The organism is Bizionia argentinensis JUB59, from assembly GCF_000224335.1.
GTDB classification, from domain to species: domain Bacteria; phylum Bacteroidota; class Bacteroidia; order Flavobacteriales; family Flavobacteriaceae; genus Algorimicrobium; species Algorimicrobium argentinense.
This window is the reverse complement of record NZ_AFXZ01000032.1, coordinates 23,862-49,370: the sequence shown is the minus strand read 5'-3', so window position 1 is coordinate 49,370 and position 25,509 is coordinate 23,862. Positions and strand designations below refer to the sequence as shown.

The window sequence follows — 25,509 nt, the reverse complement described above, 5'->3', positions numbered from 1 at the left end:
ATTATAAAGATTTACTAAATTTGCAGCCTGTTTTGGAACATCCGTTTTAAAATAGGCGAAATAACACTTTTAAAGATAGAACAATGTCAAGAGTTTGTGAACTTACAGGAAAGAAAGCCATGGTTGGAAACAACGTGTCTCACGCAATGAATAAAACAAAGCGTAAATTTGATGCAAATCTTATTAAAAAACGTTTTTATATTCCAGAGGAAGATAAGTGGGTAACCTTAAAAGTTGCTACATCAACATTAAAGACTATTAATAAAATCGGTATTACGGCTGCTTTAAAAGAAGCAAGAGTAAAAGGATTTATTAAGTAATAGGCTTATTTTAAAAAATATAGGATAATGGCAAAGAAAGGTAACAGAATACAAGTAATACTAGAGTGCACAGAGCACAAAGAGTCTGGTCAACCAGGAACTTCAAGATATATTACAACAAAGAACAAAAAGAACACACCAGACAGAATGGAGATTAAGAAATTCAATCCTGTTCTTAAACGAGTGACTGTTCATAAAGAAATTAAGTAATTAGAGATTTTAAGTTTGTAGAATCTCATAAATTAGGGGTTTTACGAAAGTAAAATTTTAAATATCAAAAATCATAACGTTTTCACTTTAGTGACAATGTTTTAAAAGCATTTAGACATGGCAAAGAAATCAGTAGCATCATTACAGACGGGATCTAAAAGATTAACAAAAGCTATAAAAATGGTAAAATCTCCTAAAACGGGATCTTACACGTTTGTAGAAGCAGTTATGGCTCCAGAAACTGTGAGTGATTGGTTAGCAAAACATTAGTTTTCTAACGCTTAAAATATTCAAGCTGCTTTCGGTATACGAAAGCAGCTTTTTTTGTTTTATCTTTATAAGCTAATCACAAAAGTGCAGTCTGATAAATTAGGCAAGGCTTTTGGTTATCAATTGGTATAGAAATTAAGAGCAATGAGTTTTTTTAAAAAAATATTTTCTTCAGAGAAAAAAGAAACACTAGACAAAGGTTTAGAAAAATCTAAATCATCGTTTTTAGGGAAATTAAGCAAGGCTGTTGCCGGAAAATCGAAAGTTGATGACGAAGTTCTCGATAATCTGGAAGAAATTCTTGTTAGTAGTGATGTTGGTGTCAATACGACGCTGAAAATTATTGAGCGTATTGAAGCACGCGTAGCTAAAGATAAATATTTAGGTACTGAAGAATTAAATGTCATTCTACGCGAAGAAATTGCTGGTCTTTTAAGTGAAACCAATTCGGGTGAAGAAACCGAATATACTATTCCAGCCGGAAAAAAACCGTATGTTTTAATGGTTGTTGGTGTTAATGGTGTTGGTAAAACAACTACGATTGGTAAACTAGCATATCAATTTAAAAAACAAGGTTTGAATGTCGTTTTAGGTGCAGCCGATACTTTTAGAGCTGCTGCAATCGAGCAACTTCAAGTTTGGGCAGATCGTGTAGATGTTCCAATGGTTCGCCAAGATATGGGTTCAGATCCTGCTTCTGTTGCTTTTGATGCCTTGCAATCTGGTGTTAACCAAAATGCCGATGTTATTATCATTGATACTGCAGGTCGTTTACATAATAAAGTCAATTTAATGAACGAGTTGACCAAAGTAAAACGCGTTATGCAAAAAGTAATTGCAGATGCACCACATGATGTATTATTGGTTTTAGATGGTTCAACTGGACAAAACGCTTTTGAACAAGCCAAACAATTTACGGCCGCAACTGAAGTTACGTCATTAGCTGTTACCAAATTAGATGGTACCGCCAAAGGTGGTGTGGTCATTGGAATTTCAGATCAATTTAAAATACCGGTTAAATATATTGGAGTAGGTGAGGGTATTGAAGATTTGCAAGTATTTAATAAATATGAGTTTGTAGATTCATTCTTCAAATAGAAGGTGATCAATTATATAAAAAATAATAAAAGACTTCAATTTGATTGAAGTCTTTTTGTTTCTAAACATATTGTATATTTGCATCCTGTAAAAAAGTAGATATTAATTAAAAAGATTCCTGTTTTAATAGGAAACGAGTATGAGAACAAAGACACTTAAAAAGAATAGGATCAACGTTATAACACTTGGCTGTAGTAAAAATGTTTACGATAGCGAAGTTTTAATGGGCCAGCTTAAAGCTAGCGGAAAAGACGTGGTACATGAGGAAGAAGGTAATGTTGTTGTTATCAATACCTGTGGATTTATTAATAACGCTAAAGAAGAAAGTGTGAATACCATTTTGGAATTCATGCAGAAAAAGGAAGCCGGCGAAGTTGATAAAGTATTTGTTACCGGTTGTTTAAGTGAGCGTTATAAACCGGACTTAATGAAGGAAATTCCAAATGTAGATCAGTATTTTGGAACAACAGAATTGCCAGCTTTATTAAAAGCTTTAGGTGCAGATTATAAGCATGAATTAATTGGTGAACGTTTAACAACTACGCCAAAAAATTACGCCTATTTAAAAATTGCTGAAGGTTGCGATCGCCCGTGTAGTTTTTGTGCTATTCCACTTATGCGTGGAAAACATAAAAGTACACCTATTGAAAATTTAGTCATCGAAGCAGAAAAATTAGCAGCTAACGGTGTTAAGGAACTTATTCTAATTGCCCAGGATTTAACCTACTACGGACTTGATATATACAAAAAACGAAATTTAGCTGAATTACTTGAGGCTTTAGTGAAAGTCGAAGGTATTGAATGGATTCGTTTGCATTACGCATTTCCAACTGGTTTTCCAATGGATGTTTTAGATGTTATGAAGCGTGAGCCTAAAATATGTAACTATTTAGATATTCCATTGCAACATATTTCAGACGACATTCTTAAAAGTATGCGTCGTGGAACAACTAATGAAAAAACGACTAAACTTTTAAAAGAATTTAGACAAGCCGTTCCAGAAATGACTATCCGTACAACTCTAATTGTTGGATATCCTGGTGAAACGGAGGCGCATTTTCAAGAGTTAAAAGAATGGGTTAAAGCTATGCGATTTGAGCGTTTAGGCTGTTTTACATATAGTCATGAAGAAAACACACATGCTTTTAATTTAGAAGATGATGTTCCTGAAGATGTGAAACAAGAACGCGCTAATGAAATTATGGAAATCCAATCGCAAATTTCTTGGGAATTAAATCAAGCTAAAATCGGTCAGGAGTTTAAAGTAGTTATCGATAGAAAAGAAGGCGAATACTTTGTAGGACGTACGGAATTTGATTCACCAGACGTTGATAATGAAGTGCTTATTGAAGCTTCAAAAACTTACTTAAAAACGGGAGAATACGCACAAGTAATTATTACGGAAGCAGCAGATTTTGATTTGTATGCGGAAGTGGTAAGTGCAGAAGTGCATGCTTAATTTTTCCTGGATTTTTTACAAATAGACCACGCCTGATCTTTCTGGTTAAAGTGTTCGTTAAATATTACTATACACTTTGTCTCTGAATTTTTTATAGAGACAAAGTGTAATTTAAAACCTAATCTATTTTTATTCCACTTAAAACTCCAGCAACCTGGTTGCTAAAGAAAAGTAGATCAATACGCCACATATATCAGATAAAGATGTTACTAAAGGCGCACTAGCCGTGGCAGGATCTATTTTTAATTTAGTAAATATAAACGGTAATAGTAGACCAATTAAACTACCAAGCATAACGTTTATAACCATGGCTATACACACCACTATAATAATTTCTGGCGCTCTAAAACTAGCAACTGCTGCAATACTTATAGCCATAGTAATACCTAATAAAAACGATACTAAAAGTTCTCTACCAATTAACTTATACCAATCGGATATTTGAATTTCACCCAAGGCCAAATAGCGAATCATAAGCGTTGCTGATTGCGATCCGGCATTTCCGCCACTATCAATTAACAGAGGTAAAAAGAAAACGAGGGCAACAAAAGACTGAATTACATCTTCAAAACTGGCTAGAGCTGCTCCCGAAAAAATGTTCATAAAAACTAAAAGCACGAGCCAAACAATTCTGTTTTTATATAGGTTAAAAATACGTTCCTTTAATGGGTTTTTACTGGCATTTTGTACCGATCCGAATTTATGAAAATCCTCTGTAGATTCTTCTTCAATAACATCCATAATATCATCGAAGGTTACAATACCCAAAAGGACGCCTTCCTTGCTTAAAACGGGTAAAGCAACTCGGTCATAATCTTTAAATACGGAAATAGCTGTTTCTTGATCGTCCAAAGCATTCAAGGATACAAAACGATGATTAATGAGGTCGTCGACTATTTGACCCGGAGGTGCCAAAATTAATTCCTTGATGGTGACATCGTCAATCAGCTTCCAATTATCGTCAATAACATAAATAACATTTAAAGTTTCCGAGTCTTTTCCGTGTTCTCGAATATGAGCAAAAGCTTCTGCAACCGTAAATTCTGCTTTTATAGCCACAAATTCCGGCGTCATTAAACGACCAATACTATCTTTTGGATAACTTAAAAGTTGAATGGAAATTTTCTGTTCTTCTGGCGTTAATTTTTGAATTAGTCGCTGGGCAATATCTCCTGGTAACTCTTCAAAAAATGCTGTTCTATCATCTGGTTTAATGTCGCTAAGTAATCTTGCTAGCTTTTGAAAATTCTCGGCTAAACCTTCAATAACGTCCTCTTGTTCAGAGTGCGGAAGTAACTTAAATACATCTTTCGTTTGTTCTCTAGTTAGTAATCTAAACAGGATTACCTTATTTCCTTTGGAAGCGTTTTCAACCAATTCAGCAGCTTCAAGAGAATCTAATTCATGCAGCGCACGCCTTAAAACACGCCATTTTTTGTTTTTAATTAGCTCAAGATAATCAGTTTCAGTTACTGGCATACCCATTTTTTTATAATTAATTGTAAGATATATTTTCTAAAAACGTATTAATAATAACGCCATTATTATATAATGGGAAATTAGAAACTTTAATTACATTTTGCATACAAATGTAACTCTAATCTTTAATTTTAGTAAATATTCTCATTTGTTCTTTTCTTCTTAAATAGGAATGATTTTTATTTAGTTTTTGAAAGTTTTATAATTTAAAAGCCGGCTATTAGCTCCAAACTAAAAATTGGCATATGGCATCTATTTTATATTACTTAATTTTGCCAGATCTAAAATTATTGGTCAGGTGAGAAGAATACTTATTATAGAAGATGATCCGGAGCTTAATAGAAATATTAAAAAAGCGCTGTTATCCGAGAACATGGATGTGGAAACCGTATATGACGATTTACTTGCTGAAAAAACTCTTGATGAGTCGCAATTCGGTTGTGTTTTATTGAACATTAATTTGCCGGGAAAAGTGGTTTTGATTTAGCAAAAGATTTTAGAATGATAATACATCGACACCTGTTTTAATGATTTCAGCTTTCTCCGAATTGGTAGGCGTGAAGTAGTTGATTCTATATAAGTATACATGAAATTACCGATTTGAATATCTATGGTTTTGACTTTTTGTTTTAAGTTTTATCCAGCTGCTTTTGAATTTTTTCGATGGCCGATTCAATAGATTTCTCGGGCTCTATAATATTGTATTCACCCCAAAATTCGGGATCCGAAAAGCCAGAGGCTTCATCAATTAGAATACTGTTGGGCCTGAAAACTTGTTCTTTATTTTTTGTTTTTGAATACCTTTCATCTGTATAGTTCCAATTGGTAATAGCCATTTCACTATTTAAAGTATATACGCTATTAAATAAACGGCCTTTCCAATTCACTTTAAATGTAAGTGAAATACTACTATAACTATAATACCATTTACCATTGCTATTACGGTAGTTAACACGGTAATTAGCTGCTGTAGGATATACTTTAGCTTTTCTAGGTTTTTGTTTTACAAATAATTCGCTGGCCAACTCACGATTTTCAACATTCAGACTAAAGACAGCACTTATTAAGGCATACGTTTTAGAGTCTATATAAAGTTTCCCGTAATACAAAGGCATTTCATATTCCGGTTTCTGTTTAAAGTTAACGACATATATTAATTGATCATTTATAACGGTTGATTCATCGAATGTATAATTGTAAACTTTTAAATTATCTTCGTTGAAAATATATTGCGGATATTTTACAATATCGGTATATAAATTACTGAAAGGCCCGCCTTGAAGTTTAAATGCTAAAGTATCTAATTTAGCATAATTGGTGCTTTTTCTAGCTTTCACTAATTCTATAGCGTCACGTCGGTTTTGACTGTTTGGTCGTTTATAAATATTTATAACAGCTTCTGATAATGATACGTTTTGACGTCTTTTTTTTATGGTTTCTCTGTAAAAACCGGTCATTTCCATGCTAGATTCTACATAATTATCAGGTATGTTTTGCAGCATGAGTCGTAGTAGCGTTTCAGCATTTTTCGGCTGGATAATACTGATTTCTTGAAGTGGCGTAACTGTTTGTTGGAGTTTTATAACGTTATTTTCAAGTGCGGAAACAATCGATACTTTCTTTTCCGCATAACCTAAATAGGTTACGACTATAAAGCGATCTTTAAAATTGGCTGGTATTTTTAGTATGTAATTACCTTCGTTGTTTGAAACAGTGGCAATATTAGAATCTGAAACTATAATATCGGCAAAAACAAGAGCGTTTTTTGTATTACTATCTACGACTTTACCGCTAATTTCAATAAAAACCTCGGCTTCTACTTGTGAAAAACCAGAAATATAAGTCCCGAAAACGGTAAGTAAATAAAGAATTTGTTTTATTTGTTGAAAGCTTTTCATAATTACAAGAATAGAACTATAATTTAAGAAAAATACTTTAAAGTGACTTGTATTTGAAAGATTAATTCATTTTTAGATTAAATAAAAGTAAGACAAGTTTTTCAAACAGTAAAAATTTGCTATTTAAAGTTTAACTAGATATTCAATGTAATTGTTTCTAGATGAAAGGTTTTAACCATGAATCGTTTCCGATTTGCCGTACCTTTGAATTACTTCCGCTTCAAAATCAATAAGTTCTTTCCAGCGTTTGTCCACATCCACATCTTGTCCGTATTTTCTAGCAAAACCTATAAACAGGGTGTAATGTCCCGCTTCACTAATCATTAACTCATGATAAAATTTAGCCAATTCTGGATCTTTAATGTTTTCTGATAAGAGTTTAAAACGTTCGCAACTTCTGGCTTCAATCATTGCAGAAAACAAGAGTCTGTCTACCATAGCTTGAATTTGGCTACCGCCTTTATTCATAAACTTATAAAGCTCGTTTACATAGCTGTCTTTGCGCTCGCGACCTAATGTAAAACCGCGTTCTTTTATAATATCATGAACCATTTGAAAGTGTTCAATCTCCTCTTTTGCCAACTCTAATAACTCGGTTACTAAATCGGTGTATTGAGAATTAAGTGTAATAATAGTAATGGCATTGGTTGCAGCTTTTTGTTCGCACCAAGCGTGATCGGTTAATATTTCTTCCAAATTCGATTCTGCAATATCCACCCATCGCGGATCTGTAGCTAATTTTAAACCTAACATAAATACTTTTTCGGTAAATATAGGCAATCTTTCTAGCTCTTATCTGCTTATGTTTTAAGTTATTTTTAAGACTAGAATCCGTATATTTACGTTTTTAAAAATTCAATGTTTAACTATGCCAACAGACTGTATAACGTTTAGAAATACCAACTATTTTTCAGGTTTAATATGTGATTATTTAGATGAGAAATCGGCTTTAAAACCTTTTTATCACCGCTTTCCAAAGCTGGATAATTTTAAAGATCAAATAGATGAAAAGAAAGCGTCTTTCACTTCAAAATCTAGAGCTGTTTTGGTTTCGAGTTTACAAGAACAATATCAGAATGTCAATAGTTCATCTGTAACAAAAAGAAATATTGAATCTTTAAAAGATGATAACACCTTTACAATTACCACAGGTCATCAATTAAATATCTTTACTGGCCCCCTTTATTTCTTGTATAAAATTGTTTCAACAATTAATTTATGTGAAGAATTAAAAGTTAAACACCCCGAAACTAATTTTGTGCCTATTTATTGGATGGCAACAGAAGATCATGATTTTGAGGAAATTAATTACTTCAATTTTAAAGAGAAAAAAGTACAATGGAATCGCGAGGCCTCTGGACCAGTTGGTGAATTAGATTTAGAGGGATTTAAAAATGTTTTTGAAGTGTTTTCAAAACAATTACCTAAAAGTATCAATGGCGATAAACTTGTTGCTTTGTTTCAAAATACATATGTAAACCATAATAATTTAACCGAAGCTACGCGCTATTTGGTAAACGAATTATTTTCAGAATACGGATTAGTTATTTTAGATGGAAATGATAAAGCCTTAAAAAAGGAGTTTATTCCTTATGTAAAAGAAGAACTCGTAAATCAGAGTTCTTTTAAAAATGTTTCAGAAACCAACGAACAACTAAACAGCTTACCTGAAAATTATAAAATTCAAGTAAATCCACGTGAGATAAATCTATTCTATATTAAACCAGGTTTACGGGAACGCATTGTTGAAGAAAATGGCGTTTATCAAGTTTTGGAAACGGATATTTCTTGGAATAAAAGTCAATTGTTAGATGAAGTTGAAAGTCACCCTGAACGTTTTAGTCCAAATGTAATTTTACGACCGCTATTTCAAGAAGTTGTTTTACCAAATCTCTGTTATATTGGCGGTGGTGGCGAATTGGCGTATTGGTTTCAACTTAAATCTAATTTCGAATCGCAAAAAATACCATTTCCAATATTGTTATTGCGAAACTCGGTATTGCTGACAACGTCCAAGCAACAAAACAAACTAGAAAAGCTAGGCTTAAAAAATGAAGACCTGTTTTTAAAGCAAAATGAGTTGTTAACGAAAGTCACAAAAGACATTTCTGAAATTCAAATAGATCTTTCAAAACAAAAAAAACATCTTCAAAAACAATTTGAAGATTTATATATATTAGCACAAAAAACAGATGAATCTTTTAAAGGAGCTGTTTCTGCTCAAGAACACAAACAAATAAAAGGATTGGAGCATTTAGAAAAACGTTTGTTAAAAGCACAAAAGCGGAAACAAGCTGATGTTTTAGAGCGTGTTAAGTTATTGCAAGATGATTTATTTCCAAACCAGAGTTTACAAGAACGACAAACCAATTTTTCTACCTTTTATTTAGAGTTTGGAGACCAATTAATTCAGCAGTTAATGTTAAATTTGCAACCGTTGAAAAACGAGTTTATAATACTTAATTTAGAGTAATTCATGCATAAAATTGATATAGAGCTTATTGAAATGACTTTAGATGTCATGAAATATGCCATTGGTAGAATTTCATCTACCGAACACCAAATAGGAAAACCTAAAAAATACGAGGAATTAAAAGCGCTTGTTGGCGATACCGTTACAGAAAAAGGGATCGGTGGTGAGTATGCTTTCAATTTATGGAAAGAGCATTTAGCCAAAGCCAACGTTCCAGTAGATCACCCAAGAAATTTAGCATTTGTACCAGCGTCTCCAACACGTGCAGCCATTATGTTCGATTTAGTAACATCGGCATCAAGTATTCATGGAGCTTACTGGATGGAAGGTGCCGGCGGTATTTTTTGCGAAAATGAAGCCATGTCTTGGATTGTTTCTTTAACCGGATTACCAGAAGGTGCTTTCGGCGTTTTTACCAGTGGCGGAACAGCAGCAAATTTATCAGCAATTGTTACAGCGCGTGAAAATTGGCGATTAGATGATACGTATAAACGTGAAAAAGGTCTGATTATCACGTCTATTGGCGCGCACTCTTCTATTAAAGCTATGGCAAAAGTAGCCGATGTGGATATTTTATTAGTGGATTCCGAAGAAAAATTAACAGGTGCCGCTTTACGCGAAACTATTGATAATTTAAACTTTCACCAACGTAAACGTTTGTTTTCTGTAGTAGCAACGGGCGGAACAACCAATGCTGGAATTATTGACGATTTAGAAGGTATTGCAGAAGTATGTGAAAAAGAAAATTTATGGTTTCACGTGGATGCTGCTTATGGTGGTGGTGCTTTGGCAGCCGACTCGGTAAGACATTTATTTAACGGTATTGAACGTGCGGATAGCATTACAATCGACCCGCATAAGTGGATGTTCTCACCCTATGATTGTGGTGCCGTTATTTATAGAAACCCTGAATTAGCGAAAGCTGCACATTCCCAACAAGGATCTTATTTAGATATTTTTAAAGATGAAGGTGCTCATGGCTTTAATCCAACCGATTATCAAATTCAATTAACACGTCGCGTTCGTGGCTTACCATTATGGTTTTCATTAGCAACTCACGGAACCGACAGATATAAAGAAGCTGTAGAACGTGGTTTGGAATTGGCGCAACTTGCTGGTAAAATGATTAAAGAAAATCCAAATGTGGAATTGGTAAGAGAACCGAGTTTATCTTGTGTGCTATACCGACGTATTGGATGGGAACCGGAAGATTATACCCATTGGACTTATGAAAACCATGAAAAAGGTTTTGCTTTAGTGACGCCTACCAAGTGGAAAAATGGTGATACGTTTGAAACCGTTTCGCGTTTTTGCTTTATTAATCCAGATACAACAGAAAACGATATTAAAATGATTTTAGACTCTATGAATTAATTATAAAAAAATTCCACCGCTAAAATAGTTATTCAATAATCAATTGTTATTTTTACGCATGCAACACAACAACGTACTTATATTAGATTTCGGCTCGCAATACACACAGCTTATTGCGCGTCGCGTTAGGGAACTCAACATTTATTGTGAGATTTATCCTTACAATAAAATTCCGAAAAATTTAGAAATTTATAAAGCGGTTATTCTTTCAGGAAGTCCAAACTCCGTAAGAGGAGAAGCGGTTTTACATCCTGAACTGAAAGCTATTCGTGGTAAAAAGCCATTGCTAGCCGTTTGTTATGGTGCGCAATATTTAGCGCATTTTTCAGGAGGAGAGGTAGCGCCTTCTGATTCTAGAGAATACGGCCGTGCTAATTTATCTTTCGTAAAAGAAAAAGAAGAATTCTTTCATAACATTTATACCGGCAGCCAAGTTTGGATGAGCCATAGTGATACTATTAAAACTCTTCCAGAAAACGGTGTTTTATTAGCCAGTACAGACGAAGTTAAAAATGCGGCTTTTAAAATTGAAGGAGAACAAACATATGCCATTCAGTTTCACCCAGAAGTTTACCATACAACCGATGGTAGTCAATTGCTTGAGAATTTTTTGGTGCATATTGCTAAAGTTGAACAAGATTGGACACCAAAATCTTTTGTTGAAGAGTCGGTAGCCGAACTTAAAGAAAAATTAGGAAATGATCGCGTTGTTTTAGGACTTTCGGGAGGCGTAGATTCTTCAGTAGCAGCGATGTTATTGCACAAAGCTATTGGTGAAAATTTATATTGTATTTTCGTAAATAACGGATTGTTACGTAAAAATGAGTTCAGTGAAGTTTTAGAGCAATACAAAGGTATGGGCTTGAATGTGAAAGGTGTCGATGCTTCGGCACGTTTTTTGGATGCCCTAGCCGGATTAAGCGATCCAGAAGAAAAGCGTAAAGCTATAGGAGGTATATTCATAGAGGTTTTTGATGATGAAGCACATGAGATTTCAGATGTTAAATGGTTAGCTCAAGGTACCATTTATCCAGATATTATTGAAAGTGTTTCTGCAACAGGTGGGCCAAGTGTTACAATAAAAAGTCATCACAACGTAGGTGGTTTACCCGATTTTATGAAACTTAAAATCGTAGAGCCGCTTAAAGCTTTATTTAAAGATGAGGTGCGTCGTGTGGGTGCTTCCATGGATATGGATAAGGAGTTATTAGGTCGTCATCCTTTTCCTGGGCCTGGATTAGCTATTCGAATTTTAGGTGATATTACAGCTGAAAAAGTACGTATTTTGCAAGAGGTGGATGCCGTTTTTATCGGTAATTTAAGAAAGTGGAATTTGTATGACAGCGTATGGCAAGCGGGTGCAATTTTACTACCTGTTAATAGTGTTGGTGTTATGGGCGACGAGCGGACTTATGAAAAGTGTGTGGCGCTTAGAGCTGTGGAAAGTACCGATGGTATGACCGCTGATTGGGTGAATTTACCGTATGAGTTTTTACAAAAAACATCAAACGAAATAATAAATAAAGTAAAAGGCGTTAATAGAGTAGTATACGATATTAGTTCAAAACCACCAGCAACTATAGAATGGGAGTAGAATAGGAGATTTAATGTGGAATATCTCAATTTTTAAGTTGAAGTATATTGATAAAATTGGGTGCCTGTATATTTATAGATAGGGTGCTTAAAACTAAATCTTTAAATAGCGTTTATATTTAAAAAAGAATAAAAAGGATAACGTTACAATTGGTAACGTAAATCCGAACGTATATATATTATGAAGAAACTATTTTGTATTTTAAGTATCCTATTATTGTTTAGCTGTGGCTCTACATCCCAAGCGCAAAATTATAAAACGCATAAAGTAAAATCAGACGAAACTATTGAAAGTATTGCGAAAGCATATCAAGTGACGCCTTTTGATATATACGCGCTAAATCCAGATGCAAAAAAAGGATTAAAACTTAATACGGTTTTAATTATACCAAACAAGAAAATAGATCAAACAGCGCCGCATGCCGCTATTGGGAAAGAATTGACTGGTTTTAAAAAGCATAGAGTAAAACGTAAAGAAACGCTATATAGCTTATCCAAAGAGTATAATGTTTCTCAAGACGAAATTAAAAAGCACAACAAGTCTTTATACGCTAATAACCTTCGTAAAGGTGATGTAATAGAGATTCCAGTTTATAAAAAAGTATTAACTATCTCTCAACCTGAAGAAACCCGAAATGATTCATCTAAAACTTATACGGTTCTTCCAAAAGAAGGAAAATGGCGTATTGCTTATAAGTTTGGAATAACGGTTGCCGAGTTGGAAGCTTTAAATCCTGGGATGAATCCAGATTTAATAGAAGGTCAAGTTATAAATGTTCCAAAAATTGAAGACACCGAAGAAAAACCAATAGAAAGTCAGTATTCTTTTTACGAGGTATTGCCAAAAGAAGGTTTTTACCGACTTAAAGTAAAATTAGGTTTGGAGCAAAGTGAATTGGAAATTTTAAACCCAGATTTAGCTGAAAGCGGACTCAAAGCTGGCATGATATTAAAAGTGCCTTATAATGCAAGTGTAGAAGATGAGAATGAAAAATTAGAAATTACCGATTTAACAAAAAATATTAGAGGTAAGCAGCAAAAACATATTGCATTTATGTTACCTTTTAAATTGGATGAGGTTAATGTTGATTCTGTAGCTGATACGAAAGAACAAATTCAGAAAGATGTATTTTTAAGGAGGTCATTAGATTTTTATTCAGGAATTACGGTAGCATTAGATTCACTTAAAAATTTAGGTGTTAATCTAAAAATAGATTTTTATGACACAAAAAACCAATTAAGTGAAGTTTCAAATTTAATTATTTCTAAAAATTTAGAAAATGTAAATGCTGTAATTGGGCCGTTAATGCCTATTAGTTTTGAAAAAGTAGCCGCTCATTTAAAAAATAGTAATGTAGCTCTAATCTCACCAAATTTAACAGAGCTAGAGCTTTCAGATAATGTCTTTCAATCTATGGCTTCCGAAAGCTTACTAAAAGATAAAATGATTAGATACGTTAAAGGTGATGCCACTGTAAACCAGGTTATCATAATTGCAGATCAGAGTCGCATAGAAGTTTCTAACGATTTAAAAAGTCATCTACCAAATGCATCCCAAGTATTCTCCAGAAAAGATAAAAAGGAAAACGATGCATTTTATATTTATGACACGGATATTATTTCAAAGTTAAAACCGGGTAAGAATATTGTTTTTTTAGAAACCTCAAATCCTGGTTTCGTATCTAATGTGAGTAGTAAATTAAACTCTTTAATATCTAAAGACCGCCAAATTATTTTGGCCACAACCGAAATGGGAAGTGCTTTTGAGGATGATGAGGTTTCAAACTACCACTTATCTAATTTGCAATTAACGTTTGCTGCAATTGCTAGAACCTATAATGAAGATGACGTTAATAGTTTCGCCATCGAATACGAAAAGCGCTTTGGTATAACACCTAGTAAAACTGCTGTTCGTGGTTTTGATATTACTATGGATGTTGCCTTACGTTTAGTGAATTTTGGAGATCTTTACGAGTCAGTAAACCAAGCGCCATTAACAGAATATGTTGAGAATAAATTCGCCTATAAAAAGAATTTAATCGGTGGTTATTATAATGATACGGTGTATTTGGTTAAATACGAAGATTTAAAAATCATAGAAATTAAACAAGATTAACATGACAGCAACTGTAACTTATTTAGGTGATTTAAGAACTGAAAACACGCATGTAAAATCGGGGAGTACTTTTGTTACCGATGCACCTGTTGATAATAATGGTAAAGGTGAAGCGTTTTCGCCAACTGATACGGTGGCAACAGGTCTAGCAAGTTGTATGATAACTGTTATGGGAATTAAAGCTATAGATTTTGGCTATGATATGGCTGGAACAAAAGCTGAAGTCACTAAAACCATGTCTGCTAATCCTAGACGCATTTCAAAAATAGAAGTGATTTTAAGTTTTCCAGAAGGAGCTGATAGCAAAACGCAAAAAATATTAGAGAATACGGGAAGAACTTGTCCTGTATTACAAAGTTTGCATCCAGATATTGAAAAGAATATTACTTTTAACTGGAAATAAACTTAATTTAAAACGCGTATAATTATTTATTCATTACACCTTTCATGCAGCCAGACAAAGAGTTTCTTATAAAACTCGCTCATACTAAGATGCCTTATGGCAAATATAAAGATCGTTACTTAATTGATCTTCCAGAATATTATGTAGTTTGGTATCACAATAAAGGATTTCCAAAAGGAAAACTGGGAGAGATGCTTCAATCTATTTATGAAATAAAACTTAACGGACTTGAAGAATTAATCAGAAATATTAGAAGAAATTTCCCGAAGAATTAGTTGTTAGTATTCCGTCGCAGTCACAGTTTACACTAACAGGTGCGGTTTTTAGAATTTCACGATATAATCCCACGAAATTTATAGTTTTAATTATATTTAACGTTTAATAATTCGTGTTTATTCGTGCATTTGGTGTAAAGCAATTTAACAACAAACATTTGCTTACTGAAATCGACAACAATTTCCTACGGTAATTTCAATTTCAAAATAAACTCTTAAACTTCCAAAGTATTAAACTTAATATCGTAAATTCGCAGGCGTTTAACAACGCAACATGACAACTACAACAAAATACATATTTGTAACAGGAGGAGTAACTTCTTCACTGGGTAAAGGCATCATTGCCGCCTCTTTAGCAAAACTCTTGCAAGCACAGGGCTACCGCACAACCATTCAGAAATTAGATCCCTATATTAATATAGATCCAGGAACATTGAATCCTTACGAACATGGCGAATGTTACGTAACGGATGATGGTGCAGAAACTGATTTAGATTTAGGACATTACGAACGTTTTTTAAACGTAGCAACCAGTCAAGCAAATAACGTAACTACCGGCCGTATTTATCAAAGTGTTATTGATAAAGAACGTCGTGGTGAGTTTTTAGGAAAAACTGTTCAAGTAGTTCCGCATATTACCGATGAAATTAAAGAACGTGTCCAAAAACTAGGTCGTTCTGGCGAATTTGATATTGTTATTACCGAAATCGGTGGAACAGTCGGGGATATTGAATCCTTGCCATATATTGAAGCCGTGCGCCAATTGCGTTGGGATTTAGGTGAGAAAAATGCTTTGGTTATTCATTTAACTTTAGTTCCTTATTTATCTGCTGCTGGCGAATTGAAAACAAAACCTACCCAACACAGTGTTAAAACACTCATGGAAAGCGGTGTTCAGGCAGACATTTTAGTATGTAGAACAGAACATGAACTGCCAATGGATTTACGTAGAAAATTGGCTTTATTTTGCAATGTACGTGAAGAAGCGGTTATTCAATCTATTGATGCTTCTACTATTTATGATGTACCAAATCTTATGCTTGAACAAGGTTTAGATACTGTTGTTCTTAAAAAGTTAGGACTTGAAAGTCATACACCAGATTTAACACGTTGGAATGAATTCTTAAAACGTCATAAAAATCCAAAATCTGAAGTTACTATTGGTTTAATTGGAAAATATGTAGAGTTACAAGATTCCTATAAATCTATTTTAGAATCTTTTATTCATGCAGGAGCAGAAAATGAAGTGAAAGTTAATGTAGAACCAATTCATTCAGAATATTTAAATGAAGATAATATTCACGCCAAGCTATCCCACTTAAATGGTGTTTTAGTTGCACCAGGTTTTGGTGAGCGTGGTATTGAAGGAAAAATTGCAGCTGTAAAATATGTTCGCGAAAATAATATACCGTTTTTAGGGATCTGTTTAGGCATGCAAATGGCAGTTATAGAGTTTGCAAGAAATGTATTGAATTTAAAGGATGCTAATTCTACAGAAATGGATCCAGAAACAACAAGTCCCGTCATTGCATTAATGGAATCGCAGAAAGATGTTACTGAAAAAGGTGGCACCATGCGTTTGGGTTCTTGGACTTGTAGTTTAAAAGTAAACAGTATGGCTCATAAAGTTTATAAGTCAAATAGTATTGCTGAACGTCATAGACATCGTTACGAATTTAATAATAGTTTTAAAGAGCAAATTGAAGCTGCAGGTATGGTTGCTACAGGTATTAACCCAGAAACAAACTTGGTTGAAATTGTGGAAATCCCAGAACATCCCTGGTTTATGGGCGTGCAATATCATCCTGAATATAAGAGTACGGTTGCCAATCCACATCCACTTTTTATAGCATTTGTTAAAGCTGCTTTAAAGCATAAGAAAAAGAATCAAGGTGTCAGTATGGCATAAAAATAATATTGGAGAGTTTTTTGTAATTAGCATAAAACTATTTATTAGATAATTTTATAGTGTTTTTTTTTTGAAAGCAAACCGATTAATGAGATTTCCAAACGGTTGAGAGTCATTAAAAGACAACAAATTAATATATGGAAAAAAAGAAATTAGACGTTAATTCGATTATAGGCTTCGCCTTGATATTCGGAATTTTAGTGTACATGATGTACACTAATCAGCCATCCGCAGAAGAAGTAGCTGAACAAGAAAAAGCAAAACAGGAGCAGGTTGAAGCTGAAAAACAAGCCGTAAAGCAAAATGAAACTGTTGTTACAACTGCTGATGATTTTTCAACTGGCAATGCACAAGATTCTACACAACTTGTAGCCTTAAAAAATAAACTAGGCTCTTTTGCCTATTCAGCAACGTTACCATCGGCAACATCTAATGAAACAGAAGTAAATACGGAAGTTTTAGATTTAAAATTCAGTAATAAAGGTGGTTATTTATCAGAGGTAAAACTGAAAGAGTTTGTTGATTATGATTCTATTCCTATTTACTTAATAAAGGATGCGAATACCAATTTTAATATCAATTTTGGTACATCTGATAGTCGTATTTTAAATACCAAAGATTTATATTTTGAGCCAACAGTAACTAAAAATGGTGAGAACACGGTAGTTTCTATGAAGCTTAAAGTGTCTGATCAGCAGTTTTTAGAATATCGCTATGAAATTCAACCTAATAACTATATGGTTGATTTTACTATTCGCTCTCAAGGGTTAAGCAATGTTATTAATAGCACGCAACCTATAAATTTAAATTGGCAGTTAGATACGTATCGTCATGATAAAAGTATTAGTTACGAAAATCGTTATACACGTTTAACGTATCAATATAATGGGAGTAAGATTGATAAATTAAGTCCTACTGGCGAAGATGAAGAAATTGAAAGCGATGTAAACTGGTTATCTTATAGACAGCATTTCTTCAGTAGTATTTTAATATCCAAAACACCTTTAAAATCCGTTCAGCTAAATTCAACTGATCTAGTTGAAAACGAAGATATTGATACTGTTTTCACTAAATCGTATCAGGCTAAATTTGCTTTAGAAACGACTGCGGGTGAATTAAATCAGAATTTAGGATTCTATTTTGGACCTACTGATAATAAGGTATTGCAGAAATATGATATTGGATTAGAAGATAGTATTCCATTTGGTTGGGGTATTTTTGGTTGGATAAACCGTTACGTTTTTGTACCGTTATTTGCTTTTCTAGCTGGATTTTTACCGTATGGTGTGGCTATTATTGTCATGACTATTTTAATAAAATTTTTATTGTCATTTGTACAATACAAGCAATTCCTATCCCAAGCTAAATTGAAAGTGTTAAAACCGGAGTTGGACGCTATTCGTGAGAAACATAAGGATAACAAAATGAAGGCGCAGCAAGAAACAATGGCGCTTCAAAACAAGGCAGGGGCAAGTCCATTAAGTGGTTGTTTACCGGCTTTGATACAGTTGCCTGTGTTTTACGCACTATTCCAATTTTTCCCATCTGCTTTCGATTTAAGACAGAAAAGTTTTCTTTGGGCAGACGATTTATCATCCTATGATGTTGTTGCCGATTTACCATTTACGATTCCATTTTATGGAGATCACGTGAGTTTATTCCCAATATTAGCTTCTATTGCTATTTTCTTTTATATGAAAATGACAACAGGACAACAAATGGCATCACAACCAACACAAGAAGGTATGCCAGATATGGCTAAATTAATGAAGTATATGATTTACTTATCGCCATTAATGATGTTATTCTTCTTTAATAACTATGCATCTGGTTTAAGTTTATATTACTTTATTTCTAACCTTATTAGTATAGGTATTATGTTAGTTATTAAAAACTACATATTGGATGAAGATAAAATTCATGCTCAAATTCAGGTCAACAAGAAGAAACCTAAAAAGCAAAATAAGTTTCAGAAAAAAATGGCTGATATGATGGAGCAAGCCGAGCAACAAAAACAAGCGCAAGAAAAGCGTAAGAAATAAATAATCAAGCTGCCTTAATGGGCAGCTTTTTTTATACAACAATTTATATATTTGTACGTTTAAACATCTAATTACAGATTCTAAATATGAAACAACTATTTTTTGTTTTAATTCTACTGACTGGTTCTTCAGTTTCTGCTCAAATATTAAATCAATTCGACTCCAATGGACAACGTGATGGTAAATGGAAGAAAAACTTTGAAAACACCGATGTGGTGCGTTATGAAGGAACATTTTCTCATGGCGACGAGATAGGCACTTTTAAATTCTATAAGAATGTTCAAGGAAAGCCGGTGTTAACGGCAACACGTGAATTCAACCCTAATAATGATACGGCCAAAGTTACTTTTTTGGCGAGTAACGGAAAAGTTGTTAGTGAAGGGTTAATGATGGATAAACTTTACATAGGCGATTGGAAGTACTACCATAGTAGTGGTACACAAGTAATGACTTTAGAACATTATAATAATAAAGGTTTATTGGAAGGTGCGCGCTTTATTTATTATCCAAGCGGGCAAATAGCTGAAAAGTCGCTCTATGAACATGGAAAACTAAATGGAAATGCCTTGTGGTATGCCGAGAACGGAACGGTTATTAAAGAGTATCATTATAAAATGAATACTTTGCATGGTGCTGCTAAATTTTTTGATGAATTTGGAACTATTTTGGCTGAAGGTAATTATCTTAACGACCAGAAGCATGGAACGTGGAAATACTATGAAAATGGCGAATTAAAAGAGGAAAAGGATTTTACAGTAATAAGTAAAAACCCTTATAAAAAATCAGAATAAAAATACCGGAAACACCTAAAATATAAAAGCTCCTTAATTTCTTAAGGAGCTTTACTTTTTTAGGTATACATTTTAAATATTTTAAGCTATTAATCAATCAAAAATGGGGAATACCTAAACATAAGAGACGCAATCTACTTATTATTTAAAATGAATACAAGTGAAAAGTCTATTTAATTTTCTTTTGGTATAAATTTTACTATACAAAAATCCATATAATAAAAAACGCTATTCATAATTTATGAACAGCGTTTTATTTTCATAGCAATTTTTATCTCAATAAAGATAGTTTAATTATGGCAAAAGAACCATGTCAATGGCATGTATCACACCATTAGAAGCTTGAACGTCTACAGCAATTATGTTACTAATACGACCATTTCCATCTGTTAAAGTTGGGCCGCCAGTTACATTAGCAGTTATATTACCACCTAATGTTGCTATATTCATATTATCCATTAAAACTGACGATTGTACATTCGCACCTGCAACAGCGTGCATATCTAATGTTGCCTTTAAAGTTGCTTCAGGAATATCAGCTAAACTCGCTAAATTTAATTCTGTCAGTAAATCAGCAAAGGCCTCATTTGTTGGTGCGAAAACGGTAAAAGGTGCTGGTGATGTTCCGTTAGGTGTTGAAAGTGTTCCTACATAATCAAATGTTAAATCAGAACGGGTTAAAGCCGCAATAAGAGTATCAAAAGTTGGATCAGCTAAAGCAAAATCAACAACAGTTGGTAAACCTATTACCGCGTCTACAGCATGAATTACACCATTAGAAGCAACTACGTCTGCAGCAATTACAGTTGAAACACCATTAAATTTCACACGATTACTCGTGTTAAAATACAAGCTCATTGGATTCCCACCTGCACCAGTTGCATTTGTATTTGAGTAGCCTGCACCAGATGATAGTAAATCAGCAGAAAAGGTGACACCTGTTAACACATGATTCAAAAGTATTTGAGATAAGGCATCGGTTGGTACATTACCTAATCCTGAAAAGTTGTTATCTGCCAAATATGTGGAGAAAGCGTCATTATTTGGAGCCAATACCGTGAAAGAACCTGTGCCTTGTAAAAGAGCCACTAAACCACCGTCGGCAGTACCTAAAGCTGCAACTAAATTACTGAATTCTGGATTTGCACTTGCGTGATCTACTAGATCTGGTAATCCAATAACGCCGTCAACAATATGAATAATTCCGTTTGAAGCTGAAACATCAGGTGTAGAAACAGACGATACATTATTAAAACGCACATCATTATTAGCGGTGTTAAAATATAAACTCATGCTTGCCCCACCTGCTCCAGTTGCATTAGTAGAGGTGTAACCCGCTCCTATACCTGCTAAATCATTAGATGACACAGAACCAGAAATTACGTGGTTTAAGAGTACTTGAGAAAGTAAATCTGTTGGTACATCGCTTAATGAAGCGAAACCATTGTCCGATAAAAATACCGCAAAGGCATCATTTGTAGGTGCTAAAACGGTAAAAGGACCATTTGTTTGTAACAAAGAAACTAAATTTCCATCTGCGGCTTGCAACGCGGCTACTAATGAGCTTAACTCAGGTGTTTCAATTGCTAAATCCACAATGTTGTTTGCTTGTGGTGGATTCATTGGTTCGTTGTTATCATCATCACTGCTGCAGGATGCGATAAAAAGGACTACAAACAGTGTAGCCGAAAATCTTCTAAAAGCTGTTAATGTTTTCATATGTATACTTATTTGTTTGTTTAACAAATTTAATAAAATATTAAACATAAAACAATATTTTGTTTAGTTTATTTGCTTAAAGATTAAACAGTTATTGTTTTTGTATATTAATCTATTGGGTTTTACACTATGAATTATTGAGTGAATTCCATTATCTTTGTGCTCAATTATGGAAAACAAAAAACGTGTTATAGTAGGATTATCTGGGGGTGTAGACTCCAGTGTGGCAGCCTATCTTTTAAAGGAGGAAGGTTATGAAGTTATTGGCTTGTTTATGAAAAACTGGCACGATGATTCTGTAACAATTTCTGATGAATGTCCTTGGCTTGACGATAGTAATGATGCCATGTTGGTTGCCGATAAACTCGGTATCCCATTTCAAACTGTTGATTTAAGCGAAGAATATAAAGAACGTATAGTTGACTATATGTTTAAGGAATATGAAAGTGGTAGAACACCGAACCCTGATGTTTTATGTAATCGGGAAATTAAGTTTGATGTGTTTATGAAGATTGCTCTCGATTTGGGAGCTGATTTTGTAGCTACAGGTCATTATTGTCGAAAAGGAACATTTCAAAAAGAAGGCGAAGAGATTCATCAGTTATTAGCGGGTGTGGATGGCAATAAAGATCAATCATATTTTTTATGTCAATTATCTCAAGAGCAATTGGCAAAATCGCTATTTCCAATTGGCCAACTTATGAAACCGGAAGTCCGTGAAATAGCATCAAAACTCGATTTAATAACGGCTGATAAAAAAGACTCGCAAGGTTTATGTTTTATAGGTAAAGTCCGTTTGCCTGAATTTCTTCAACAACAATTAAAAGCGAAAGAAGGTGTTATTGTCGAGATTCCCAGTTCGTATTCGGGTTATGAAAATACAAATCCAACTTTCGAAACGAAAGAATCTGAATTAGCTTATTTATCTAGAAAAGCAAACTATAAAGCAACAGATGGCAAAATTGTAGGCAAACATCAAGGTGCTCATTTTTATACCAAAGGACAACGAAAAGGTTTGGCGGTAGGTGGTACGGTAGAGCCTTTATTTGTTATTGATACCGATGTAAATGAAAATGTAATTTATACTGGACAAGGAAAAACACATCCTGGTTTATATAAATCGGCCTTATTTATAACTAATGATGATTTGCATTGGGTTCGTGAGGATTTAGCCATTAAAATAGGTGAAACTATGGAAGTACTGTCACGTATTCGGTACCGACAACCTTTGGAGAAAGCCACATTATATCGTGTGGAATCTGGATTGTATATTGAGTTTTATAATCCACAATCTGCCGTTGCCGAAGGGCAGTTTGCTGCTTGGTATTTGGAAGACGAACTTATTGGTTCTGGCGTTATTTCATGAAAAAAACAATGCTCACGAATTGCTGTCATCTATTCTAATCAGTATATTTCATTTTTAAATTTCAATTTATTATGACTAATAGAATCACCAAACTTTTTAATATTCAATACCCTATTATACAAGCTGGGATGATCTGGAATTCAGGTTGGCGTTTGGCTTCGGCTTCAAGTAACGCAGGCATTTTAGGTTTAATTGGTGCAGGAAGTATGTATCCCGATGTTTTACGTGAGCATATTCAGAAATGTAAAAAGGCAACAGATAAACCGTTTGGTGTGAATGTTCCCATGTTATATCCAAACGTGGAAGAAATTATGGATATTATTGTGGAGGAAGGTGTGGAAATTGTTTTTACATCGGCTGGAAACCCAAAAACTTGGACTAAGTGGCTACAAGACCGTGGTATAACGGTTGTGCATGTTGTTAGCAGCGTGAAGTTTGCTTTAAAAGCACAAGACGCTGGTGTGGATGCGGTAGTTGCTGAAGGTTTTGAAGCAGGTGGGCATAACGGTCGTGATGAAACCACAACACTCACGTTAATTCCAATGGTAAAAGAACAAATACATATTCCGCTAATTGCAGCAGGAGGTATTGCTTGTGGAAAAGCTATGTTAGCGACTATTATTTTGGGAGCAGATGCCGTTCAAGTTGGAAGTCGATTTGTAGCTAGTAATGAAAGTTCCGCACATCAATCTTTTAAAGATGTGGTTGTGAATTCCAAAGAAGGTGATACGCAATTAACTTTAAAAGAATTAGCACCAGTTAGACTCATAAAAAATAAATTCTTTAATGATATCCAAGAATTATACAAGTCGTCACCAACACCAGAGCAACTTCGCGAATTATTAGGACGTGCTCGTGCAAAACGTGGCATGTTTGAAGGTGATTTAGAGGATGGTGAATTAGAAATTGGACAAATAGCTGGCTTGATAAACGATATTAAACCAGTTGCAGAAATCGTTCAAGATATGGTGACTGAATTTGAAGACGCTAAAAAAATGGTGGCCTCTCTTTAAGCAAAATTTACAGTTTAAATTTAACAGAAGTTTATATAGTATAGGCAAAAGCTAAATACTATTTTTGCAAAATGGTTTTAAGCGATTATACAAAAGAATTTAAATATAACTGGCAGCTTGCAGCGCCCGTTATGTTGGGGATGTTAGGCCATACATTTGTCAGTTTTGTTGATAATATTATGGTGGGACAGCTAGGAACGGCTGAATTGGCTGCTGTTTCATTGGGAAATAGTTTTATGTTCGTTGCCATGTCATTGGGAATTGGTTTTTCAACAGCTATTACACCTTTAGTAGCAGAAGCAGATGCCGAAGGTAATTTCGCCAAGGGTAAATCGGCTTTTAAACACGGCTTATTTCTATGTACATCGCTGGGTTTATTTTTATTTATACTACTGCTATTTGCACAACCACTCATGTATTTAATGAAACAACCTATTGAGGTTGTCGAGCTAGCCATTCCTTACTTGGATTTGGTGGCTTTTTCATTAGTGCCTCTAATTATATTCCAAGCATTTAAACAATTTAGTGATGGTTTATCCATGACGCGTTACCCAATGTATGCGACTATTTTAGCCAATGTTGTAAATGTTATTTTAAACTATTTACTTATTTTTGGTAAGTTTGGTTTTCCAGAAATGGGTATTGTTGGTGCAGCATACGGAACGTTAATTTCCCGTGTAGCAATGGTGATTTTCTTATGGTGGTTGTTAAAAGGTCATGAAAAATCTAAAGAGTATGTCACTAATATTAAGATTTTTGTTCTCGATAAATTAATGCTTAAAAAAGTTGCAAGTTTAGGAACGCCGAGCGCGATGCAAATGTTTTTTGAAGTCGGTATTTTTACCGCTGCTGTTTGGATAAGCGGTTTATTAGGTAAGAATGCACAGGCGGCCAATCAAATTGCTTTAAACTTATCATCCATGACTTTTATGATAGCTACTGGTTTAAGCGTGGCATCAATGGTACGAGTAGGAAATCAAAAAGGCTTGAAGAAATATCATGAATTACGTCGAATTGCTTTTTCTATTTTCTTATTAGGAATGATTTTAGCTACTGGTTTTGCCTTGTTCTTTTTCTTATTTCATAATCAATTGCCAAAAGTATATTTAGATAATAACGATATATTAAACGCTGTTGATAATGCAGAAGTATTAGCAATTGCATCCAGTTTATTAATAGCCGCCGCCGTTTTTCAAATTAGTGATAGTATTCAAGTGGTTATGCTTGGGGCGTTACGTGGTTTACAGGATGTTAAAATCCCTACAATTATTACCTTTATTTCCTATTGGGTAATAGGTTTCCCTATCAGTATTTACTTTGGTGATGAATCTCGTTTGGCTAGTTTCGGGATATGGATGGGTTTAATAGCGGGATTAACAGTAGCTGCAATTTTATTATTTATACGATTTAACTATCTTACCAAACGTTTGATTTTATTAAACGAAGAAACAACTAACAACTAAGAGATACATATGGAATTTCCAAAATTTTTACTAGGCGATAATACGGATTACCCGGAAGCAATTTTCGTTATTCATACCGAATTCCCTAGGTTCATTATTAATTTAGAAAATGATGATGTGGAATGGTTGGAAGATTTTGATCAGCACGACCAAAAAGAATTAGAAATGGAGGCCGAAAGTTTAATCCAGCAAGCAAACGATTTTTACGATCGTGAAATTGAACGTTACGAAGATTAAA

The 25,509-nt window shown here is 34.0% G+C and carries 23 protein-coding genes; 19 read left to right on the top strand and 4 right to left on the bottom strand.

What is annotated here, in order from left to right; genetic code table 11:
• Positions 1 to 83 precede the first annotated feature (83 nt).
• From rpmB to rimO, 5 genes are all read left to right on the top strand, one after another.
• Positions 84 to 320 carry a 50S ribosomal protein L28 gene (rpmB, locus tag BZARG_RS08950; protein ID WP_008637548.1) on the top strand — a complete coding sequence of 79 codons (237 nt, stop codon included), beginning with the start codon at positions 84 to 86 and terminating at the stop codon, positions 318 to 320.
• Positions 321 to 347: 27 nt separating this feature from the next.
• Complete coding sequence (gene rpmG / locus BZARG_RS08945; protein ID WP_027125348.1) at positions 348 to 530, top strand: 50S ribosomal protein L33; 183 nt, start codon at positions 348 to 350, stop codon at positions 528 to 530.
• Positions 531 to 647: 117 nt separating this feature from the next.
• A complete protein-coding gene (locus BZARG_RS15495) occupies positions 648 to 800 on the top strand; it encodes a DUF4295 domain-containing protein (RefSeq protein ID WP_008637517.1) in 153 nt (50 codons plus the stop codon).
• A gap of 144 nt (positions 801 to 944) precedes the next feature.
• Positions 945 to 1,898, top strand: a complete 954-nt coding sequence (ftsY, locus tag BZARG_RS08940) for a signal recognition particle-docking protein FtsY (protein ID WP_008637473.1) — start codon at positions 945 to 947, stop codon at positions 1,896 to 1,898.
• Between the two features lie 139 nt (positions 1,899 to 2,037).
• On the top strand, positions 2,038 to 3,357 hold the full coding sequence (gene rimO, locus BZARG_RS08935; protein ID WP_040288325.1) for a 30S ribosomal protein S12 methylthiotransferase RimO: 1,320 nt from the start codon (positions 2,038 to 2,040) through the stop codon (positions 3,355 to 3,357).
• A gap of 138 nt (positions 3,358 to 3,495) precedes the next feature.
• On the opposite strand, the gene mgtE is transcribed toward rimO, so the two are convergent.
• On the bottom strand, positions 3,496 to 4,836 hold the full coding sequence (mgtE, locus tag BZARG_RS08930) for a magnesium transporter (protein WP_008637490.1): 1,341 nt from the start codon (positions 4,834 to 4,836) through the stop codon (positions 3,496 to 3,498).
• Positions 4,837 to 5,134: 298 nt separating this feature from the next.
• Here mgtE and BZARG_RS08925 point away from each other — a divergent pair, with 298 nt between their 5' ends.
• On the top strand, positions 5,135 to 5,323 hold the full coding sequence (locus tag BZARG_RS08925; RefSeq protein ID WP_157998028.1) for a response regulator: 189 nt from the start codon (positions 5,135 to 5,137) through the stop codon (positions 5,321 to 5,323).
• A 142-nt stretch (positions 5,324 to 5,465) separates the two neighbouring features.
• On the opposite strand, the gene BZARG_RS08920 is transcribed toward BZARG_RS08925, so the two are convergent.
• Together BZARG_RS08920 and miaE are read right to left on the bottom strand one after the other, a co-directional pair.
• Positions 5,466 to 6,734, bottom strand: a complete 1,269-nt coding sequence (locus BZARG_RS08920) for a carboxypeptidase-like regulatory domain-containing protein (RefSeq protein WP_008637471.1) — start codon at positions 6,732 to 6,734, stop codon at positions 5,466 to 5,468.
• Positions 6,735 to 6,905: 171 nt separating this feature from the next.
• Positions 6,906 to 7,487 carry a tRNA-(ms[2]io[6]A)-hydroxylase gene (gene miaE / locus BZARG_RS08915; RefSeq protein WP_008637470.1) on the bottom strand — a complete coding sequence of 194 codons (582 nt, stop codon included), beginning with the start codon at positions 7,485 to 7,487 and terminating at the stop codon, positions 6,906 to 6,908.
• 115 nt (positions 7,488 to 7,602) lie between these two features.
• Here miaE and bshC point away from each other — a divergent pair, with 115 nt between their 5' ends.
• The 9 genes from bshC (at position 7,603) to BZARG_RS08870 (ending at position 19,710) form a co-directional block, all read left to right on the top strand.
• Entirely contained in the window at positions 7,603 to 9,207 is a 1,605-nt protein-coding gene (gene bshC / locus BZARG_RS08910) for a bacillithiol biosynthesis cysteine-adding enzyme BshC (protein ID WP_008637444.1), read from the top strand.
• Between the two features lie 3 nt (positions 9,208 to 9,210).
• Complete coding sequence (locus BZARG_RS08905) at positions 9,211 to 10,581, top strand: pyridoxal phosphate-dependent decarboxylase family protein (RefSeq protein ID WP_008637488.1); 1,371 nt, start codon at positions 9,211 to 9,213, stop codon at positions 10,579 to 10,581.
• A gap of 58 nt (positions 10,582 to 10,639) precedes the next feature.
• Positions 10,640 to 12,175, top strand: a complete 1,536-nt coding sequence (guaA, locus tag BZARG_RS08900; RefSeq protein WP_008637460.1) for a glutamine-hydrolyzing GMP synthase — start codon at positions 10,640 to 10,642, stop codon at positions 12,173 to 12,175.
• Positions 12,176 to 12,355: 180 nt separating this feature from the next.
• Complete coding sequence (locus BZARG_RS08895) at positions 12,356 to 14,290, top strand: PBP1 and LysM peptidoglycan-binding domain-containing protein (RefSeq protein WP_008637482.1); 1,935 nt, start codon at positions 12,356 to 12,358, stop codon at positions 14,288 to 14,290.
• 1 nt (position 14,291) lies between these two features.
• On the top strand, positions 14,292 to 14,693 hold the full coding sequence (locus tag BZARG_RS08890) for an OsmC family protein (protein WP_008637516.1): 402 nt from the start codon (positions 14,292 to 14,294) through the stop codon (positions 14,691 to 14,693).
• A 44-nt stretch (positions 14,694 to 14,737) separates the two neighbouring features.
• Positions 14,738 to 14,968: a DUF3820 family protein gene (locus BZARG_RS08885; protein ID WP_040288323.1), complete on the top strand. Its 231-nt coding sequence runs from the start codon at positions 14,738 to 14,740 to the stop codon at positions 14,966 to 14,968.
• Positions 14,969 to 15,242: 274 nt separating this feature from the next.
• Positions 15,243 to 16,877 (top strand): CTP synthase, encoded by a 1,635-nt coding sequence (locus tag BZARG_RS08880; RefSeq protein ID WP_008637448.1) that lies wholly within the window; start codon positions 15,243 to 15,245, stop codon positions 16,875 to 16,877.
• Between the two features lie 137 nt (positions 16,878 to 17,014).
• On the top strand, positions 17,015 to 18,919 hold the full coding sequence (yidC, locus tag BZARG_RS08875; RefSeq protein ID WP_008637445.1) for a membrane protein insertase YidC: 1,905 nt from the start codon (positions 17,015 to 17,017) through the stop codon (positions 18,917 to 18,919).
• 86 nt (positions 18,920 to 19,005) lie between these two features.
• Entirely contained in the window at positions 19,006 to 19,710 is a 705-nt protein-coding gene (locus tag BZARG_RS08870; RefSeq protein ID WP_008637447.1) for a toxin-antitoxin system YwqK family antitoxin, read from the top strand.
• A gap of 294 nt (positions 19,711 to 20,004) precedes the next feature.
• On the opposite strand, the gene BZARG_RS08865 is transcribed toward BZARG_RS08870, so the two are convergent.
• Complete coding sequence (locus BZARG_RS08865; RefSeq protein ID WP_040288338.1) at positions 20,005 to 21,429, bottom strand: fasciclin domain-containing protein; 1,425 nt, start codon at positions 21,427 to 21,429, stop codon at positions 20,005 to 20,007.
• Positions 21,430 to 21,598: 169 nt separating this feature from the next.
• Between BZARG_RS08865 and mnmA the strand changes: the two genes are divergently transcribed.
• From mnmA to BZARG_RS08845, 4 genes are all read left to right on the top strand, one after another.
• The gene (gene mnmA / locus BZARG_RS08860) at positions 21,599 to 22,795 is read left to right on the top strand and encodes a tRNA 2-thiouridine(34) synthase MnmA (protein WP_008637519.1); all 1,197 of its coding nucleotides are present in this window, start codon (positions 21,599 to 21,601) and stop codon (positions 22,793 to 22,795) included.
• A gap of 71 nt (positions 22,796 to 22,866) precedes the next feature.
• Positions 22,867 to 23,808 carry an NAD(P)H-dependent flavin oxidoreductase gene (locus BZARG_RS08855; protein ID WP_040288320.1) on the top strand — a complete coding sequence of 314 codons (942 nt, stop codon included), beginning with the start codon at positions 22,867 to 22,869 and terminating at the stop codon, positions 23,806 to 23,808.
• A 71-nt stretch (positions 23,809 to 23,879) separates the two neighbouring features.
• Positions 23,880 to 25,271, top strand: coding sequence for an MATE family efflux transporter (locus tag BZARG_RS08850; protein ID WP_008637486.1), 1,392 nt, complete (start codon positions 23,880 to 23,882; stop codon positions 25,269 to 25,271).
• A gap of 9 nt (positions 25,272 to 25,280) precedes the next feature.
• Positions 25,281 to 25,508, top strand: a complete 228-nt coding sequence (locus BZARG_RS08845) for a hypothetical protein (RefSeq protein WP_008637483.1) — start codon at positions 25,281 to 25,283, stop codon at positions 25,506 to 25,508.
• The last annotated feature ends 1 nt before the right edge of the window (position 25,509 follow it).

Excerpts from the sequence above, each read along its gene's own strand:
- BZARG_RS15495 (WP_008637517.1), top strand. The coding sequence starts at position 648 with ATGGCAAAGAAATCAGTAGCATCATTACAGACGGGATCTAAAAGATTA.
- BZARG_RS08880 (WP_008637448.1), top strand. The coding sequence starts at position 15,243 with ATGACAACTACAACAAAATACATATTTGTAACAGGAGGAGTAACTTCT.
- mnmA (WP_008637519.1), top strand. The coding sequence starts at position 21,599 with ATGGAAAACAAAAAACGTGTTATAGTAGGATTATCTGGGGGTGTAGAC.
- BZARG_RS08895 (WP_008637482.1), top strand. The coding sequence starts at position 12,356 with ATGAAGAAACTATTTTGTATTTTAAGTATCCTATTATTGTTTAGCTGT.
- BZARG_RS08855 (WP_040288320.1), top strand. The coding sequence starts at position 22,867 with ATGACTAATAGAATCACCAAACTTTTTAATATTCAATACCCTATTATA.
- BZARG_RS08845 (WP_008637483.1), top strand. The coding sequence starts at position 25,281 with ATGGAATTTCCAAAATTTTTACTAGGCGATAATACGGATTACCCGGAA.
- mgtE (WP_008637490.1), bottom strand. The coding sequence starts at position 4,836 with ATGCCAGTAACTGAAACTGATTATCTTGAGCTAATTAAAAACAAAAAA.
- BZARG_RS08870 (WP_008637447.1), top strand. The coding sequence starts at position 19,006 with ATGAAACAACTATTTTTTGTTTTAATTCTACTGACTGGTTCTTCAGTT.
- BZARG_RS08890 (WP_008637516.1), top strand. The coding sequence starts at position 14,292 with ATGACAGCAACTGTAACTTATTTAGGTGATTTAAGAACTGAAAACACG.
- rpmB (WP_008637548.1), top strand. The coding sequence starts at position 84 with ATGTCAAGAGTTTGTGAACTTACAGGAAAGAAAGCCATGGTTGGAAAC.
- BZARG_RS08885 (WP_040288323.1), top strand. The coding sequence starts at position 14,738 with ATGCAGCCAGACAAAGAGTTTCTTATAAAACTCGCTCATACTAAGATG.
- yidC (WP_008637445.1), top strand. The coding sequence starts at position 17,015 with ATGGAAAAAAAGAAATTAGACGTTAATTCGATTATAGGCTTCGCCTTG.
- rimO (WP_040288325.1), top strand. The coding sequence starts at position 2,038 with ATGAGAACAAAGACACTTAAAAAGAATAGGATCAACGTTATAACACTT.
- BZARG_RS08850 (WP_008637486.1), top strand. The coding sequence starts at position 23,880 with ATGGTTTTAAGCGATTATACAAAAGAATTTAAATATAACTGGCAGCTT.
- miaE (WP_008637470.1), bottom strand. The coding sequence starts at position 7,487 with ATGTTAGGTTTAAAATTAGCTACAGATCCGCGATGGGTGGATATTGCA.
- ftsY (WP_008637473.1), top strand. The coding sequence starts at position 945 with ATGAGTTTTTTTAAAAAAATATTTTCTTCAGAGAAAAAAGAAACACTA.
- BZARG_RS08865 (WP_040288338.1), bottom strand. The coding sequence starts at position 21,429 with ATGAAAACATTAACAGCTTTTAGAAGATTTTCGGCTACACTGTTTGTA.
- guaA (WP_008637460.1), top strand. The coding sequence starts at position 10,640 with ATGCAACACAACAACGTACTTATATTAGATTTCGGCTCGCAATACACA.
- BZARG_RS08920 (WP_008637471.1), bottom strand. The coding sequence starts at position 6,734 with ATGAAAAGCTTTCAACAAATAAAACAAATTCTTTATTTACTTACCGTT.
- bshC (WP_008637444.1), top strand. The coding sequence starts at position 7,603 with ATGCCAACAGACTGTATAACGTTTAGAAATACCAACTATTTTTCAGGT.
- BZARG_RS08905 (WP_008637488.1), top strand. The coding sequence starts at position 9,211 with ATGCATAAAATTGATATAGAGCTTATTGAAATGACTTTAGATGTCATG.
- rpmG (WP_027125348.1), top strand. The coding sequence starts at position 348 with ATGGCAAAGAAAGGTAACAGAATACAAGTAATACTAGAGTGCACAGAG.